16 protein-coding genes are annotated in these 16,255 nt (G+C 59.5%); 6 read left to right on the forward strand and 10 right to left on the reverse strand.

Annotation, left to right across the window (positions count from 1 at the left end; all coding sequences use genetic code 11):
• Nucleotides 1-54: 54 nt before the first annotated feature.
• From LKR43_RS00990 to LKR43_RS01000, 3 genes are all read left to right on the forward strand, one after another.
• Nucleotides 55-1,233, forward strand: a complete 1,179-nt coding sequence (locus LKR43_RS00990; RefSeq protein WP_227681978.1) for a 5-(carboxyamino)imidazole ribonucleotide synthase — start codon at nucleotides 55-57, stop codon at nucleotides 1,231-1,233.
• The gene (locus LKR43_RS00995) at nucleotides 1,230-2,273 is read left to right on the forward strand and encodes an L-threonylcarbamoyladenylate synthase (RefSeq protein ID WP_227681979.1); all 1,044 of its coding nucleotides are present in this window, start codon (nucleotides 1,230-1,232) and stop codon (nucleotides 2,271-2,273) included. Before LKR43_RS00990 ends, LKR43_RS00995 begins: the two co-directional genes overlap by 4 nt.
• Nucleotides 2,274-2,402: 129 nt before the next feature.
• A complete protein-coding gene (locus LKR43_RS01000; RefSeq protein WP_227681980.1) occupies nucleotides 2,403-2,849 on the forward strand; it encodes a MaoC family dehydratase in 447 nt (148 codons plus the stop codon).
• 66 nt (nucleotides 2,850-2,915) lie between these two features.
• On the opposite strand, the gene LKR43_RS01005 is transcribed toward LKR43_RS01000, so the two are convergent.
• Both LKR43_RS01005 and LKR43_RS01010 read right to left on the reverse strand, forming a co-directional pair.
• Complete coding sequence (locus LKR43_RS01005) at nucleotides 2,916-4,109, reverse strand: acyl-CoA dehydrogenase (RefSeq protein ID WP_227681981.1); 1,194 nt, start codon at nucleotides 4,107-4,109, stop codon at nucleotides 2,916-2,918.
• Nucleotides 4,110-4,170: 61 nt separating this feature from the next.
• Complete coding sequence (locus LKR43_RS01010) at nucleotides 4,171-5,868, reverse strand: thiamine pyrophosphate-binding protein (RefSeq protein ID WP_227682290.1); 1,698 nt, start codon at nucleotides 5,866-5,868, stop codon at nucleotides 4,171-4,173.
• 178 nt (nucleotides 5,869-6,046) lie between these two features.
• Here LKR43_RS01010 and LKR43_RS01015 point away from each other — a divergent pair, with 178 nt between their 5' ends.
• Together LKR43_RS01015 and ggt are read left to right on the forward strand one after the other, a co-directional pair.
• Entirely contained in the window at nucleotides 6,047-6,952 is a 906-nt protein-coding gene (locus LKR43_RS01015; protein ID WP_227681982.1) for a LysR substrate-binding domain-containing protein, read from the forward strand.
• A complete protein-coding gene (gene ggt, locus LKR43_RS01020; RefSeq protein ID WP_227681983.1) occupies nucleotides 6,952-8,754 on the forward strand; it encodes a gamma-glutamyltransferase in 1,803 nt (600 codons plus the stop codon). Before LKR43_RS01015 ends, ggt begins: the two co-directional genes overlap by 1 nt.
• A 52-nt stretch (nucleotides 8,755-8,806) precedes the next feature.
• Here the strand turns inward: ggt and purU are convergent, their stop codons facing one another.
• The 5 genes from purU to LKR43_RS01045 all read right to left on the reverse strand — a co-directional run bounded on the left by purU (nucleotide 8,807) and on the right by LKR43_RS01045 (nucleotide 12,731).
• Entirely contained in the window at nucleotides 8,807-9,670 is an 864-nt protein-coding gene (gene purU, locus LKR43_RS01025) for a formyltetrahydrofolate deformylase (protein WP_227681984.1), read from the reverse strand.
• Nucleotides 9,648-10,790: an NAD(P)/FAD-dependent oxidoreductase gene (locus tag LKR43_RS01030; protein WP_227681985.1), complete on the reverse strand. Its 1,143-nt coding sequence runs from the start codon at nucleotides 10,788-10,790 to the stop codon at nucleotides 9,648-9,650. The genes purU and LKR43_RS01030 overlap by 23 nt, the downstream gene beginning before the upstream one ends.
• Before the next feature lie 39 nt (nucleotides 10,791-10,829).
• Nucleotides 10,830-11,354, reverse strand: coding sequence for a flavin reductase family protein (locus LKR43_RS01035; RefSeq protein ID WP_227681986.1), 525 nt, complete (start codon nucleotides 11,352-11,354; stop codon nucleotides 10,830-10,832).
• Between the two features lie 20 nt (nucleotides 11,355-11,374).
• Nucleotides 11,375-12,007, reverse strand: a complete 633-nt coding sequence (gene pdxH / locus LKR43_RS01040) for a pyridoxamine 5'-phosphate oxidase (protein WP_227681987.1) — start codon at nucleotides 12,005-12,007, stop codon at nucleotides 11,375-11,377.
• Between the two features lie 76 nt (nucleotides 12,008-12,083).
• Nucleotides 12,084-12,731 carry a gamma-glutamylcyclotransferase gene (locus tag LKR43_RS01045; RefSeq protein WP_227681988.1) on the reverse strand — a complete coding sequence of 216 codons (648 nt, stop codon included), beginning with the start codon at nucleotides 12,729-12,731 and terminating at the stop codon, nucleotides 12,084-12,086.
• Between the two features lie 173 nt (nucleotides 12,732-12,904).
• On the opposite strand from LKR43_RS01045, the gene LKR43_RS01050 reads away from it, so the two are divergent.
• Nucleotides 12,905-13,732 (forward strand): ThiF family adenylyltransferase, encoded by an 828-nt coding sequence (locus LKR43_RS01050; protein WP_227681989.1) that lies wholly within the window; start codon nucleotides 12,905-12,907, stop codon nucleotides 13,730-13,732.
• Between the two features lie 12 nt (nucleotides 13,733-13,744).
• Here the strand turns inward: LKR43_RS01050 and LKR43_RS01055 are convergent, their stop codons facing one another.
• The 3 genes from LKR43_RS01055 to LKR43_RS01065 are packed head-to-tail and all read right to left on the reverse strand — an operon-like array spanning nucleotide 13,745 to nucleotide 16,253.
• Nucleotides 13,745-14,395, reverse strand: coding sequence for a VOC family protein (locus tag LKR43_RS01055; RefSeq protein WP_227681990.1), 651 nt, complete (start codon nucleotides 14,393-14,395; stop codon nucleotides 13,745-13,747).
• Between the two features lie 41 nt (nucleotides 14,396-14,436).
• Nucleotides 14,437-15,111 carry an aminotransferase class IV gene (locus LKR43_RS01060; RefSeq protein ID WP_227681991.1) on the reverse strand — a complete coding sequence of 225 codons (675 nt, stop codon included), beginning with the start codon at nucleotides 15,109-15,111 and terminating at the stop codon, nucleotides 14,437-14,439.
• Complete coding sequence (locus LKR43_RS01065) at nucleotides 15,108-16,253, reverse strand: aminodeoxychorismate synthase component I (protein WP_227681992.1); 1,146 nt, start codon at nucleotides 16,251-16,253, stop codon at nucleotides 15,108-15,110. Before LKR43_RS01065 ends, LKR43_RS01060 begins: the two co-directional genes overlap by 4 nt.
• Nucleotides 16,254-16,255: the final 2 nt, after the last annotated feature.

Consider the following 16,255-nt stretch of genomic DNA (forward strand, 5'->3'; position numbering starts at 1 on the left):
GCCGGTCTGTGCTGACAATCATTTTTTGCATTACCGATTACAGGTCATATTTTCATGAGCCCAACTTCACATGATTCTTCCATAGCGCCGGGTGGCTGGCTGGGAATACTGGGTGGAGGCCAGCTGGGCCGCATGTTCTGCCATGCAGCGCAAAGCCTGGGCTATAAAGTGGCGGTGCTGGATCCTGATGAATCCAGTCCGGCCGGTGCTGTGGCCGACCTGCATATACAGGCAGGCTACCAGGACCAAGCTGCATTGGCACGCCTGGCCGAGCGTTGCCAGGCCATCACGACCGAATTCGAGAACGTTCCCGCATTCAGCCTGAAGACCCTGGCGGACAAGGTTCGCGTCAGTCCGGCGGGTGAGGCTGTGGCCATCGTACAGGATCGCATTCAGGAAAAAGCCTTTATACAGTCCGCAGGTGTTCCGGTCGCGCCTTATGTGCCCGTGCGTGAGCAAGCTGATATCGCAGCCGCACCCGACGCGCTCTTTCCGGGCATACTGAAGGTCGCGCGCCTGGGCTACGACGGCAAGGGTCAGGCCCGGGTCGGCAGCCGTGCTGAAGCGGCCGCTGCGTTCGATGAATTCGGGCAGGCAGAGTGCGTGCTCGAAGCGATGCTGCCGTTGGCCAGCGAGCTGTCTGTGGTCATGGCGCGTGGCCATAATGACGAAGTCGTACTGTACCCCTCGGCACAGAACGAGCATCGCAACGGCATCCTGGCCGTATCCACGGTCGATGCGGCATTGCTTGATGCCGCGCAGGCACAGCAGGCCGCCGATGCGGCGCTTGCGATTGCGCGAGCGCTGGACTACGTCGGCGTGATGTGCGTCGAGTTCTTTATTCTGCAGGACGGCAGTCTGGTCGCCAACGAAATCGCACCCCGTCCGCACAATAGCGGACATTTCACCATGAATGCCAGCGTCTCCAGCCAGTTCGAGCAACAAGCCAGGGCCATGGCCGGCCTGCCTCTGGGCAATACCGACAGCCTGTGTCCGGTGGTTATGCTGAACCTTCTGGGCGACCTCTGGTTCGATGTCAACGGCACCCAGCGTGAACCCGACTGGAGCGGCGTACTGGCGGTGTCAGGTGCCAAGCTGCACCTGTATGGCAAGACCCAGGCAAGGCGCGGGCGCAAGATGGGCCATGTGAACGTGTTGGGCGCCACATTGCAGCAGGCACGCACAAGGGCAGCGCAGGTCGCACAGATACTGGGTCTGGAATATCACCCATGAGCGAGCCTGCAGCACCTGCGACCCCAAACATCGATCGCCAGCTGACGCAGGCGACCCGACGTTTGCTGGATGGCGGTCTGGTCGCTTTTCCCACTGAAACCGTTTATGGCCTGGGTGCCGATGCAGAGAATCCGCAAGCCATTGCGCGTATTTATGCTGCCAAGGGGCGTCCGGTCAATCATCCGGTCATCGTGCATGTGGCTCCCGAAGCCGACCTGAGTTATTGGGCTGCCTCGGTACCGGCTCAGGCACGAGCCCTGATACAGGCGTTCTGGCCGGGACCACTGACTTTGATCCTGCCACGCGCCGCCCATATTCCCTCTGCTGTCAGTGGCGGGCAAGACAGCATAGGGTTACGTTGCCCGTCGCATCCTGTTGCACAGGCTCTGCTGCGGGAGTTTGCTCGTGGCAAACCCAATGGCCAGGGCGGTGTTGCCGCACCATCGGCCAACAAGTTCGGTCAAGTCTCGCCTACCCATGCGGCACATGTGCGCGCCGAGTTTCCCGAGTTGGGCGTCGATCGCCTGCTGATACTGGAAGGCGGCCCGTCCGAAGTGGGTATAGAGTCCACGATTATCGACGTGTCCCGGGCGGACGAAGGCGTTGGCGCCGTATTGCTGCGGCCCGGGCATATCTCTGCAGCCCAGATAGCAGAGGTGCTGGGCGTGATGCCGGCGCGGCCCGACGAAGGTGCTCCCCGGGTTTCGGGCTCGTTAAAGGCGCATTATGCGCCGCGCACACCCTTGCGGGTTTTGCCTCTGGAGCACTTGCTGCAGGCTGCACGGCAAGGTGTTCCGGGGCAGTCACGCGGGCGTACCGCAGCCCTGGTGTTTGAGCCACAACATCAGGAAGATACTGTCGGCGTTGACTGGCTCAAGTGTGCCAGCGAGCCGGTCGCATACGCACGCGAGCTGTATGCCTTGCTGCGACGGCTCGATGGTCAGGGGTATGACCGCATCCTGCTCGAGCAGCCGCCGCTGGACTCCGGCTGGCAGGCGGTTAACGACCGTATAGGCCGAGCTTCCGCCGCATTTTTCTAGAGCCCGTCCACGCACTTGCTCCTGGCGCTGGTCTTGAGTTCCTGGCGGCTGCGCTGCTGCCGGCCCTTCAATGTGTATTAAGGGTAAACTGTAAGGTTTGTTGCTAACCACAAAGGTTCTGGCCTTACCATGAAATTTAGCGAGTTTAAAGTCGGGATGGTCATCAGGCATGACCCGATTGTCGTCACCGAAGAGGAAATGCTGGCGTTTGGCAAGGCATATGATCCTCAGTGGTTTCACGTCAATCCCGAGCAGGCCAAGGAAGGCCGCTGGGATGGGTTGATTGCCAGTGGCTGGCTGACTTGCAGCCTGGCCATGCGCATGGCTGTCAATGCAGCATTGCGCAATTCCGAATCGTTCGCGTCTCCCGGTCTTGAACGCTTGCGCTGGATTCTGCCTGTGCGGGCTGGTGACGCCCTGCGTCTCGAGGCAACTGTAGACTCGCTGCGTACCTCGTCGACCCGCAGCGATCTGGGCATACTGCGCTGGACCTGGCGCGTATTCAACCAAAAAGATGAACAGGTTCTTGAGGTCGAGGCTACCAGTCTGTTTGATCTCGAGGCCGAACCTCGCTAGCACAAAGGAAACAGGGGCAGTTCATTATGAACTGCCCCTGTTTTTATGTGCGGCGCATTTGCCGGATTAGAAGAATGCCTGCAGTCCCGTCTGGGCACGGCCCAGAATCAGGGCGTGCACGTCATGCGTCCCTTCATAGGTATTGACCACTTCCAGATTGACCAGGTGCCGGGCAACGCCGAACTCGTCGGAAATGCCGTTGCCGCCCAGCATGTCGCGGGCCAGGCGGGCGATATCCAGGGCCTTGCCGCAGGAATTACGCTTCATGATCGAGGTGATCTCGACGGCTGCAGTGCCTTCATCTTTCATATGGCCAAGACGCAGGCAACCTTGCAGCGCCAGAGTGATTTCGGTTTGCATGTCGGCCAGTTTTTTCTGGATCAGCTGGTTTTGTGCCAGCGGACGGCCAAACTGCTTGCGATCCATGGTGTACTGACGGGCAGTGTGCCAGCAGGCTTCAGCTGCGCCCAACGCACCCCAGGCGATGCCGTAGCGTGCCGAGTTAAGACATGTGAACGGGCCGCGTAAACCGGTGACCTTGGGCAACATCTGTCCGGCGTCGATCTCGACTTCGTCCATGACGATTTCTCCGGTAATGGAAGAGCGCAGGCCTACTTTGCCATGTATGGCAGGTGCCGACAGACCCTTCATGCCTTTTTCCAGAATGAAGCCACGGATCTTGCCGTCGTCTTCACCGCCAACGACCTTGGCCCACACGACGAATACGTCGGCTATAGGCGAGTTGGTGATCCACATTTTGTTGCCGCTGAGCTTGTAGCCGCCATCGGTCTTGACTGCACGTGTTTCCATGCCGCCGGGATCGGAGCCATGGTTGGGTTCGGTCAGGCCAAAGCAGCCTATCCATTCGCCGCGCGCAAGCTTGGGCAGGTACTTCTGTTTTTGCTCTTCGCTGCCGAACTCATTGATCGGCACCATGACCAGCGACGATTGCACACTCATCATTGAGCGATAGCCTGAATCGACACGCTCGACTTCGCGGGCGATCAGGCCGTAGCAGACGTAGTTCAGGCCGGCGCCGCCGTATTCCTCGGGAATGGTTGCGCCCAGCAGACCGAGTTCGCCCATTTCGGAAAAAATCGCGGCATCGGTTTTTTCGTGACGAAAGGCTTCGAGCACGCGTGGTGCAAGTTTGTCTTGTGCATAGGCGTGTGCGGCGTCGCGCACCATGCGTTCCTCATCCGTCAGCTGGGCGTCCAGCAACAGGGGATCTTGCCAATGAAAGGTTGGGGCTGCCGACATAGTGGGGTTCCGTTATCAGGTTGAATTAAAAATGGGTGCCAGGCTGGATTGGTGCTGGCCGTCAGGCCTGTGCGGCCTGAGCCTGTTCTCGTATCTTCTGCAGTGTGGTCGTCGGGGAAATTGCTTCCGGATCGATCAGGCAATGCAGGATGGCGGGTTTGCCACTGGCCAGTGCGCGCTCGAATGCGGGTGCGAATTGCTCGGTGGTTTCCACGCGCTCGCCATGGCCGCCAAAAGCCTGGGCATAGGCGGCAAAGTCAGGGTTCTGCAAAGCGGTTGCCGACAGACGCGCAGGGTAATTGCGCTCCTGGTGCATGCGTATGGTGCCGTACATGCCATTGTCGATCAGCAGCACGATTATGGGAAGCTGATACTGCACGGCGGTGGCGAATTCCTGGCCATGCATCATGAAGCAGCCGTCGCCGGCGAAGCACACGACCGTTCTCGAGGGGTTGATGCGCTTGGCGCCCACGGCAGCGGGCAGGCCGTAGCCCATGGACCCGGATGTAGGTGCCAGTTGGGTGCCGTAGCGGGTGAACGGATGAAAGCGGTGCACCCAGGTGGCGTAATTGCCCGCGCCATTGCACAGAATGGCGTCGTCGGGCAGGGCCGTACGCAGGTAATTCATGACCTGGCCCATTTGCAGCGTGCCCGGATGGGTGATGGCTGTCGGGTCGTTCCAGGCCACGTAACTGGCGCGCAGGCGATCACGTTCGGCAGACCAGACCGGTGTGTGTGCAGGGCTCAGGTCAGACAAGGCCTGGGCGAACGCCATGGGCGACACGTTAATGCCCAGGTCGGCCCGATAAACACGGTTCAGCTCGCTTGCGTCGGGGTGTACGTGAATCAGGTTCTGGGCTGGTACAGGAATATCGAACAGACTATAGCTTTGGCTGGCCACCTCGGGCATGCGTCCACCCACCAGCAGGACCAGGTCGGCTTCTTTGATGTAGCGCATCAGCTCGGGATTGCTGCCCAGGCCGACATCACCGACGAAGCAGGGATGGGCGGTCGAGCAGAGCATTTGCCGGCGGAACTGAACGGCTACGGGTAACTGGTGGCGTGTGCAGAAGTCGGAAAACTGGTCAACGGCCGATTGATTCCAGCGGGTGCCACCCAAAATGGCGATGGGCTTGCGGGCCTGGGCCAGCTGTTGTGCCAGTGCCTGCAGTTGCTGGGTGGTGGGAGCACTTTCAATGACCTCGTAACGAGGAGCGTCGGCGACGGCGGCCATCTCGACCAGCATGTCTTCGGGCAGGGCAATGACGACCGGGCCCGGACGACCCGAGGTCGCAATGTGAAAGGCTCGTGAAATAATTTCCGGTATGCGCTCGACCTGGTCTATTTCGGTCGTCCATTTGGTCTGCGTACCAAACACTGCGCGGTAATCCATTTCCTGAAAGGCTTCGCGCTCACGCATGCCACGTTCAATCTGACCAACGAACAGAATGAACGGCGTGGAGTCTTGCATGGCAATATGCACCCCTGCCATCGCATTGGCCGCGCCCGGTCCGCGCGTTACCATGCAGATGCCAGGCTTGCCGGTCAGCTTGCCATAGGCATCGGCCATCATGGATGCACCGCCTTCCTGACGGCATACGGTTACCTGTATGTCGGCATCGTGCAGGCCGTCAAGAACCGCCAGATAACTTTCGCCAGGTACGCAAAATACGTGCTCGGTGCCGTGTGCAAGCAGCTGATCGACAAGTATGTGTCCGCCCATACGGGGGCTGGGTGTGGGAAGAGTGCTGGATGTCATAATGGGTGAGGATAATGTGCGTTGCATGCACAACGCAATTGATAAAATTGCACAATGTCTTGCTATTTCCGCAAGACATGCCATACAGTCCGGAAAGCTGATTCTACTCTGGTAGCATCGGGCGATGGCCTGTGCCGGCATATTGCACCCCGTATCCGCAGTATGGTGATCAAGGTATATGAGAAACGGAATTCCCCATTTGGGAGCTTTACAGGCGTTCGAGGCAACCGCAAGGCTGGGTTCGTTTTCCCGGGCTGCGGAAGAGCTGTCGCTGACGCATAGTGCCATTTATCGTCAGGTGACCGGGCTGGAAGAAAGGCTCGGCGTTCAACTGTTGACGCGCGTGCGCCGCCGTGTCGCGGTAACCGATGCCGGTGCGGAATACGCGGCACGGGTGCGCCATCACCTGGAACAGCTCGAGAAAGACACCTTTGGCCTGATCTCGCGCTCCGGCATGGGCCGCAGCCTGCATATCGCCGTGTTGCCGACCCTGGCGACTACCTGGCTGCTGCCGCGTCTGCCGGATTTCCAGCGGCAACATGAAGACGTGGTCATCAGCCTGTCGGTTCGCACATTGCCTTTTCAGTTCAAGGACCATCCCTTCGATGCGGCCATCTACCATGCCGCGCAGATATGGCCGGATACGGCCGGAATCAAGCTGTTCGACGAAAGAGAGCTGCTGCCCGTGTGCATTCCCGAGCTCCGGGATCGGGCTAAAGCGTCCGGACGCGGTATTGCCGGCCTGGTTCATCTGCACATGAGTTCGCGTCCGGATGCCTGGCGCAACTGGTATAAGGCGCAAAATAAAGAGTACATTCCCTCCATCAGTGCCGGGCCACGCTATGAGCTGTTTACCATGACACTGGCGGCGGTCAGGGCCGGTCTCGGAGTTGCACTTGTGCCGCGCTTTCTGGTTCAACAAGAGATTTCAGATGGTGTGCTGGTCACCCCGGCGGAAGGCATGTTGAAAGTGCCTGAGGCTTATTTTTTCAGCTATCCCTTGGTCAGCGAGCGATCCGAGGCGTTGGCATCATTCGAGACGTGGCTGGCGCAAGCTGCCCATTCCAGCAAGGAGTTTGATTGATGAATAGCGTTCAGGCCCGGTTCAAAGGTCTGCTGATGGCGGTAGCTTTGTTGTGCGTGTGGCCGGCCGCCCGGGGGGCCGACATCCCCGCGCTGTTGCTGCGCGGGGATCCGGGGCAAGGCGGTGTGCTGGCCAAGGAAGATACTCAACCGGAAATCGCCACTGGCCGGCAGCGCTCGCAAGCGGCTTACGCTGAACATTACATGGTCAGCAGCGCCAACCCGCTGGCGACCGGGGCGGGTGTCGACATACTGGCGCAAGGGGGCAGTGCCGCCGACGCAATCATTGCGGCCCAGATGGTGCTGACACTGGTCGAGCCTCAGTCGTCCGGCATAGGGGGCGGCGCTTTTCTGGTCGGCTATGACGCACAGACTCAGAAAGTCCAGGCTTACGATGGCCGCGAAACCGCACCGGCAACGGCACGAGGCAACCGTTTCATGCTGGGAGGCGAGGCCATAAACTTCAAGAGTGCCGTCAATAGCGGCCTGTCGGTGGGTACGCCTGGCGTGCTGCGCATGCTCGAGCAGATCCATAATGAGCACGGCAAGCTGCCGTGGGCGCAGTTGTTCGAGCCAGCCATACATATGGCGGAACATGGCTTTGCCGTGTCGCCTCGTTTGCATCACATGCTGGTGGATGACGTCGAGCTGCGCCGACAGAAAGCGTCGGCTGCTTATTTTTACGATGACAAAGGCCAGGCCTGGCCGGTAGGGCATATCCTGAAGAATCCCGCCCTGGCGCAAACCCTGCGTGAACTGGCGGAGCGTGGGGCAGACGCTTTCTACAGCGGCCGGATAGCAAACGATATCGTGCAGGCTGTGGCTGCGCACGTGGTCCCGGGTGACCTCAGCATGGATGACCTGGCCGGTTACCGGGCGCTGGAACGTGAGCCGCTATGCGCGCCGTATAAAGTCTATGTTTTGTGTGGTGCTCCGCCGCCCAGTTCGGGGCCGTTGGCTATCATCCAGATGCTGACGATGTTGTCCCATACGCCTATCGCCACGCTGGCGCCCGAGTCGGCGGGTGCCATACATTATTTTTCCGAGGCCGGGCGGCTGGCCTTCGCAGACCGGGCCATGTACGTGGCGGATCCGGCCTTTGCCAAGGTGCCTGTCGAAGCCCTGCTGGATCCACGATACCTGAGCCTGCGTGCAGACCTGATCATGCCCAAGCGTTCAATAGGCAGGGCACCGGCAGGTGATCCTCTGGGCATGCTGGCGGTACTCGGAGCGGATGCCTCGCCCGAGTTACCGTCCACGACACATGTGGTGGTCGTCGACAGCGATGGTGACGTAATGTCCATGACCAGCAGCATTGAGTCGGCTTTCGGCAGCAAAATATTTGTGGATGGCTTTTTACTGAATAATCAGCTGACTGACTTTTCCCTGTCTGACGTTGATGCCGATGACAAACCCATACTCAATCGGGTGGAACCCGGCAAGCGTCCGCGCAGTTCGATGTCGCCTATGCTGGTTCTGAAGGATGGCAAGCCTTATATGGCACTGGGCTCACCCGGTGGCGCCTCGATCGTTAACTATGTGGCGAAGGTGTTGCTGGGCGTGCTTGACTGGGACATGAGCATGCAAGAGGCGATAGATTTCCCCAACTTCGGCAGCCGCAATCTTTATACGGATCTTGAAAAATCCACGAGCTTGCGGGGAGTGGCCGATGAGTTGCGGATGATGGGGCACGAGGTGCGGCAGATTGATTTCCCGAGTGGTGTGCAGGCGGTGCGCCTGTTGCCCGGTAAGCTGGAGGGAGGTGCCGATCCACGCCGGGAAGGACTGGCGGCCGGCGACTGAAAGCGTCTGCCTGGGCGCTCGGCTGATGCCGGGCCCGGGCGCCAGAAGCCGGTTACCGGAAAACCACCGTCCGCTGGCCATTGAGCAAAATGCGGTGTTCTACATGTGATTGCACAGCCCGCGCCAGCACCAGAGACTCGACGTCGCTGCCGACCCGGGCCAGATCGTGGGCTCCCAGTGCGTGGTCCACGCGCTCGATGTCCTGTTCGATGATGGGGCCTTCATCCAGGTCTGCGGTTACGTAGTGGGCTGTGGCCCCTATGATTTTGACACCGCGTGCGTGGGCCTGGTGATACGGGCGGGCGCCCTTGAAGCTGGGCAGGAAACTGTGGTGGATATTGATGGCTTTGCCCGACAAGGCCTGGCACAGATTATTGGACAGAATCTGCATATAGCGGGCCAGCACAACCAGATCTACGTTCTCTTGTTTTACCAGATCAAGAATCTGCTGCTCCTGTGCTTCGCGGGTCTCGGGACTGACAGGCAGATAATGATAGGGAATCCCGTAGGCCTTGGCCATGCCTTCATAATCCCGGTGGTTGGACACGATTCCGGCAATCTCGACCGGAAGCTGGCCGCTATGCGTGCGGAACAGCAGGTCATTCAGGCAATGGCCCTGGCGACTGACCAATATCAGCAGACGCGCCTTGCGCTGCGCATCATGGATATTGGCCTGCATGTTGAACTTGTTTGCAGTGCTTTCGAAAGATGCCTTGAGCTCGGCTACGTCGGCGGCTTCGGGCAAGGCGAAGTGTACGCGCAGGAAAAAACGTTCGGTTTCTACCTCGCCGAACTGCTGTGCATCGATAATATTGCCGTGCAGGCCCAGCAGCCAGCCGGTGACGCTGTGCACGATGCCTATGCGATCAGGGCAGGACAGGGTCAGGATGTAGTCATTCATGTTTTGGTGTTCCATCAGGCTTGGGCGCTTTGCCAAGCGCTTCGTGTACGTTTCGGGCGATGGCCAGGCTGGCCGTCAGGGCCGGAGATTCCATGCCAAACAGGTTCACCAGGTTGGGAACGCCGTGCACGGCAGGCCCTACGATGGCGAAGTCGGCGGCGGGTTCGCCGGGGCCGACAATCTTCGGCCGGATGCCCGTGTAACCTGGATTAAGCGCGCCATCGGGCAAAGCCGGCCAGTAGCTGCGTACTGCGGCATAGAAGCTATCGGCCCGGCGGGGATCCAGTGAATAGTCTTCGCCGTCTATCCATTCCGTATCGGGGCCGAACTTCGCCTGCCCTCCCAGGTCTATGGTCAGGTGTACGCCCAGACCTGCGCTGTCGGGCATGGGATAGATCAGACGGTTGAAGGGAGAGCGGCCAGACAAGGTAAAGTAATTTCCCTTGCAGAAGTACGCTTCCGGAATGAATTGTTCGGGCTGGCCGGCCAGTTTGCGGGCCACGGACGGTGCATGCAGGCCGGTAGAGTTGATCACGCAGTTGGCTGTCAGCGTCATGGGCTCGTCGCCATCGAACTCCAGTTCGAATTCTCCTGAGTCCAGGATCTTGCCTTGGCGGAAAGTGGTATGAAATACGCACTGTGCACCATGGTTTTCCGCATCGCCCTGCAGGGCCAGCATCAGGCCATGGCTGTCGATGATACCGGTCGAAGGAGAGACCAGTGCTGCATCACAAACCAGCGCCGGCTCCAGCGCGCGAGCCTGTTCGCCACTGATCTGATACAGGTCATCCACACCATTACGTCGGGCTCGCTCCGCAATCAGGTGCAGTTGTGCACTCTGTTCCGGTGTGGCCGCGACGATGAGCTTGCCGGTTCTTTTGTGCGCGATGCCGCGCTCGGCGCAATAGTCGTAAAGCATGTGCTTGCCGGCGACGCACAGTTGCGCCTTCAGGCTGCCTGCCTCGTAATAGATCCCGGCATGAATGACTTCCGAATTGCGTGAGCTGGTACCTGTGCCGATAGCCTCTGTGGCCTCTACTAGCAATACTTCCCGTCCTGCCAGGGAAAGTTCACGCGCGATGGCAAGGCCGACGACGCCGGCGCCCAGTACGACGCAGTCTATATCTGCTGTCATAGTATGTCCTGCATGGTTGTTAATTCCGTCTGTCGCCTGTCAGTTGCTTGATAAAGGTTCGGTGGACGGAGTCAAGTCGAAATCGCCCGCATGATACACCAGCGGCTGATTGAAATTTCGATGGCAATGCTCGACCTGCCCGACAAATATCACGTGGTCGCCTGCATCGTGCTGCGTAAGGTTGAAGCACTCGAACCAGGCAGCGCATTCCTGATCATCAAGCATCAGTGTACCGCCGGGCGCACGTGTCAGGGCCAGGCCTTCAAAGCGCTTTGTTTGCGGGCCGTAGGCAAAGCGCTTGGCCAGATTCAGCTGGGGCGCGGCAAGCACATGGATGACATAGCGCTGTGCAGCCTGGAAGTGAATCAGTGACGAGGCATTGCGTGTAAGAGACCAAAGCACCATCGGCGGTTCCAGCGAGACCGAGTTGAATGAGCTGATGGTAAGCCCGAGTGGCTTGTGATTCGTCGGGTCTTCAGTGGTGATCACCGTGACGCCGGTTGCAAATCGGCCCAGGGCGGAGCGAAAGAAAGCCGAATCAAAATCGGGACGTGTTGGCGCCATGGTAATTCTGGTGCCGCTGCTTACGGCGCCAGCCGCACATGCGTCCAGGCCTGGTGTGCATCGCGTTGGAACACCAGCCTGTCGTGCAGGCGCGATGGGCGCCCCTGCCAGAATTCAACGCGCTGCGGATCAAGGCGGTAGCCGCCCCAGTGTTCAGGCCGTGCCGGATTCTCGCCCAGTGATGCAGTCAGTTTTTCCTTGCGTTCTTCGAGCTCTTCACGGGTGATGGGCTGGCTTTGTGGCGATACCCATGCCCCTATGCGCGAGCCCAGGGGGCGGCTGTGATAGTAGGTGTCAGATTCCTCGCCAGCCACTTTTTCGATTGAGCCTTCCAGCCGTACCTGGCGCTCGAGAGCCGGCCAGAAGAACAGCAGGCTGGCGCTGGGGTTTTCTGCCAGTTCGTGACCTTTGCGGGAAAGATAGTTGGTAAAAAAGACAAAGCCACGTGAATCAAAGCCTTTCAGCAGCACGATGCGGGCCGAAGGTTTGCCAGACAGCGTGGTTGTCGCCAGTGTCATGGCATTGGGCTCGGGTACGTTGGCCTTCAGGGCTTCATCGAACCACAGTGCGAACTGTTCGAAAGGGTCAGCCGCCAGCGATGCCTCGGTCAGTTCGAATTTTTCGTAGCTCTGGCGGATATCGGCAACGGTCATGGTGGCGGCAGAAAATGAGGGAAGGAAGAAAATACTAGTTTACCGGATGTCGCACTGGAACGACGCCGGATGCAGTTCAGTTGCGCTCTTCCATGGAGTGACGCAGTGCGCCGACCAGGTGCTGCAGCCGTTTGTCGTGGATATTTGACTGTTTCAGCGCTTGTGCAGTTTCCAGCACATATTCTATGCATGGGCCGTAACTGCCATGAGCGTTGCGTACGATTTGCACCAGGCGCTCGACAGGCAGTCCGCTTACGTAAGCGTCGGTATTGCGGTTCATGGTGAAGGCCAGGGCAGAAACAGATCCGTCGCGCGTACGACAATTGAGCCATTTGGGGATATAGGCGCCGCTGGGCATTTCGCGCCGCCACAGGGCTTCCATGGTGGTGGGCACATCGCCGGCCGGGATGCGGAATACGACACCCTGGCAGGAACCGCCGGTATCCAGGCCAAACACCAGCCCCGGCTGATCAGGCGTACCCCGGTTAACCCGTGACCACAGGCACAGGGCTCGATGATAGCCATGCAGCAGGGCTATGCGTTTCTCGGCAAAGTCGAATTCGGGGCGCCATATCAGTGAGCCATAGCCGTACAGCCAGAGATCCTGATCAGGTTGCCAGTCAGCCAGCGCTGCCTGCAGCGACTCATGACGTTCGGCGTCGGTAAGGAGCCGGAAATTGGCGGGAGCGGGAATCGAATGGGGGTCTGGCGAAAATGTAGACACTTTGCTGGCGGCTCCAGGGGTTGGGAACAGTGCTATTTTAAGCCTCTCGTGGAATGCCGCTAAAGTCCGCTGTCTGTTTGTGGTTTTTTTGTAAACTGCTGACTGAACGTGGCGATGCCATTTCGCGCCGAGTTCCAGGGTCTTTATCACTCTACATTTTTTCCGGGTTTGCGATGTCCGATGCTGTTTCTGTTGATCCGGGGCGCCGTTTTGGCGGCCTGGAGCGCTTGTATGGTCCGTCCAGCCTGGAAAGGCTGGCTGGAGCACATGTGGTCGTGGCCGGTATAGGAGGGGTGGGCTCGTGGTGTGCCGAAGCGCTGGCCCGTACCGGCGTTGGGGCGATCGGGCTGATCGATCTTGATCATATCGCCGAGTCAAACATCAACCGTCAGTTGCATGCCCTGAGCGCAACCCTGGGTCAGGCCAAGGTCGAGGCCATGGCTCACCGTGTACAAGGCATTAATCCTGGCTGTCGCCTGCAGGTTATTGACGATTTCGTCAGCCCCGAGAACGTGGCGGATCTGTTTGCCGATGATGTCAGCGTCATTATTGACTGCACCGACCAGGCCCAGGCCAAGATCGCCATGATTCTCGAAGCGCGGCGCCGCCGGATACCTGTCGTGGTGTGTGGTGGCGCTGGCGGCAAGACCAATCCCCTGACCCTGCGGGCGGGCGACCTGTCTGCCGCTGTCAATGATGCTTTGCTGTCCAGGTTGCGAAATACACTGAGGCGGCTGCACGGCTATCCCAAGGCAGCCGATCAGGCAGGCAAGGTACGCAAGCGGATACCCAAAATGAATGTCCGGGCGCTGTGGTTTGACCAGCCGGCCCTGTTGCCGGCGCAATGGCAGCAGGCGGCCGGGCAGGGAACAGATACAGAAGCCCTGCAGGGTTTGTCGTGTGCAGGTTATGGTTCGGCCGTCACCGTAACGGCGACCATGGGTATGGCGGCCGCCAACGAAGCCATTCAATACATTCTGAACGGAAAATTTGTCAGCTAATTCGCCGCTTGCTCAGCGGCTCAGGCGGCTGTCCAGCTGGCGCGGCCCTGAAGGCGTAAGAATACGCGCGGTCAGGTAAGGGGCCTCTCCGGTTTCCAGTGACGTGACAGTACATGGGCCTTCAAAGCCGGTTTGCTCGAGCAGTTTCCGGATGCTTGCGGCATCGGGATGAAAGACTTCAAGTCCTTGCAGTGTGCAGCCTATGTCCTCCATGCGCAGGACGGGGTGTTGCTCGCCTGCCCACTGTATCAGAGCCGGTGCGGCGCCTTGCATGACCAGGTTGCCGTCATCGGGGATGGTGATTTGCCATGCCAGTGATCCGCGCGTCATGGCCTCTACCTGGCCCAGCGGTATTGGCGATGCCTGGCTGGCCGCCACTAGGTCATTTGTTCTGGCAACCCAGCCTGCCAGGCCGGTAGTCTGATGATGGTCGTCGCTCAGGCCAAACCAGTGGGGTCGGTCTGGCTGCTGGGCTTCCGGGTTGATGGCAATGACTTCCAGATAGCAGTCGTCGCCCAGACGCAGCAACAAGTTATGTGTGCCCATGCGGGGGTGCTCGCCGCCTGCTTCAAGTTGAACGCCCAGCGCCCGGTAAATATATTCCGATCCCGCAGCCAGTGATGATGCGGTAATGACAATGTGATCGAGTTGAGTCTTGAGCATGACAAATTCCTGTAGTGAGTCCCGATACTTGTGTGGAAGGATTATGGCGTGGCGATGTCTTTGGCCGGCCCGTCCTGGTGCAGCACGGCATCAAGCCAGCCACGCAAGGCGTTGGAGACACGGATGGCTGGTGCCTCGAGAAAATCACGCCGGCTGATTACGGCTTCCGCAACAAGCCCCCGATCCAGCAAGACCTGTCTTTGTACCCCAGGCAGCAGACCGCAGGAAAGCGGTGGTGTCAGCCAGCGGCCTGAGGCGTCCTGTATGTACACATTGCTGCGACTGGCTTCACATACTTCGTCACGGACATTGCAGTAAACAATATCAAAGAAGGCCGGGTTTTCGGTAAGCCAGGCTTGTGTCGCGTCATACCAGGGCCTGTGCGTGGTCTTGTGCCTGAGCCAGTGGTGGTCGGCCTGCAGCGCCTCAGCCTGCATGGCAAGCAATACAGGCTGAGGGGTATCGGGCAGGGCAGCGGAAGTCAGTGTGTAGCTGCCATCCTGGCTGAGCAGCAGTCGAAGACGGTGGCTTTTGGTGCTGTCCAGTCCAGCCGCATGCTGGCGTAGTGCCGTGTCCAGGGCCATGCCGGGAGACGTGTACTCCAATGCCAGGCAAGTGGCGTTTAATCGCCGTATATGGCCTGCCAGCAAGGGTATGGCGCCGCCGGGTTCGACACGCATGGTTTCTATCAACTGTATGTTCGGGGGCGCCGTCATGCCGTCTCCGTGAGTCCGTTTGTACCGGCCGTATTCAGCAGGCGGGCCTTCCAGAGGCACTCCTGCCATTCCTGCTCCGGCACCGAGTCGTACACGATGCCGCCTCCCACCCCAAAAATGCCGTGCCGGTCATCATGCATTTCTATAGTGCGTATGGCCACATTCAATGAGCAGTCTCCGTCGGGGGCCAGCCAGCCTATGCTGCCGCAATAAATACCGCGAGGCTGATCTTCCAGCTGCCTGATTTTTTGCATGGCAGCGATCTTGGGTGCGCCGGTAATCGAGCCGCAGGGAAACAGGGCTCGCAGCAGTTGCTCAAGGCCGACATCAGGTGCCTGGGCGGTGATGGTCGATGTTAATGTCCAGACGGAAGGGTATTGTTCCAGTGTGAACAGCTTTTCTACCTTGACCGAGCCGGGCGTGGCCACGCGGCCCAGATCATTGCGCAGCAGGTCGACGATCATGAGGTTTTCGGCACGATTTTTTTCACTGTGCAGCAACTCCTGGGCCGAAGCCTGGTCCTGTGCCGCATCGGCATGGCGCGGTGCCGTGCCTTTCATGGGGCGCACTGTCAGCGTTGTGCCCTGGCGCGCAATAAAAAGCTCGGGCGAAAACGAGAGCAGGCTGCGTCCGTCGTCTTCCACATAAGCGGAATGGGCAGCGGGGTGCCTGGCGGCAATCCGTCGATAAAGCTCTTGCGGAGGCACCTGGCTTTCGATGGCGATCGGGAAGGTGTAGTTGGTCTGGTACAGATCTCCCTGGGCTATGCATGCACGCAAGGTGTGTATGTCGGCCAGGTAGCGTTGGGTGTCTATCAGGGGGCGTGACGCCAGAACAGAAGCTGAGCCCGTTTCGGGCGCAGTCCATACGGCTTGCGGCTGTGCCTGTTCAAAGGCCAGTGCGGTAAAACGGGGTCGTGCTGCCGCGTCGGAATTCATTGCCGCAGGCATGAGGGCGGGCTCCAGCCACGCGCCCAGCTCGTAATCCAGCAGCAAGGCCAGCCACAAGCCTTGCTGCTGGGCCTCGATGATTTGCGCAAAGGCGGCGTCGAGCTCCGGGGCCGCCTTTGCTGTGATACGGTGGCTGAATCCGGTCAGTTCCAGGGCCTGGCCCGACAGGCGGTTTTCAAATCGGCAAAGCATGT

Source organism: Pusillimonas sp. MFBS29, from assembly GCF_020687695.1.
In the GTDB taxonomy this organism is placed as follows: domain Bacteria; phylum Pseudomonadota; class Gammaproteobacteria; order Burkholderiales; family Burkholderiaceae_B; genus Pusillimonas_C.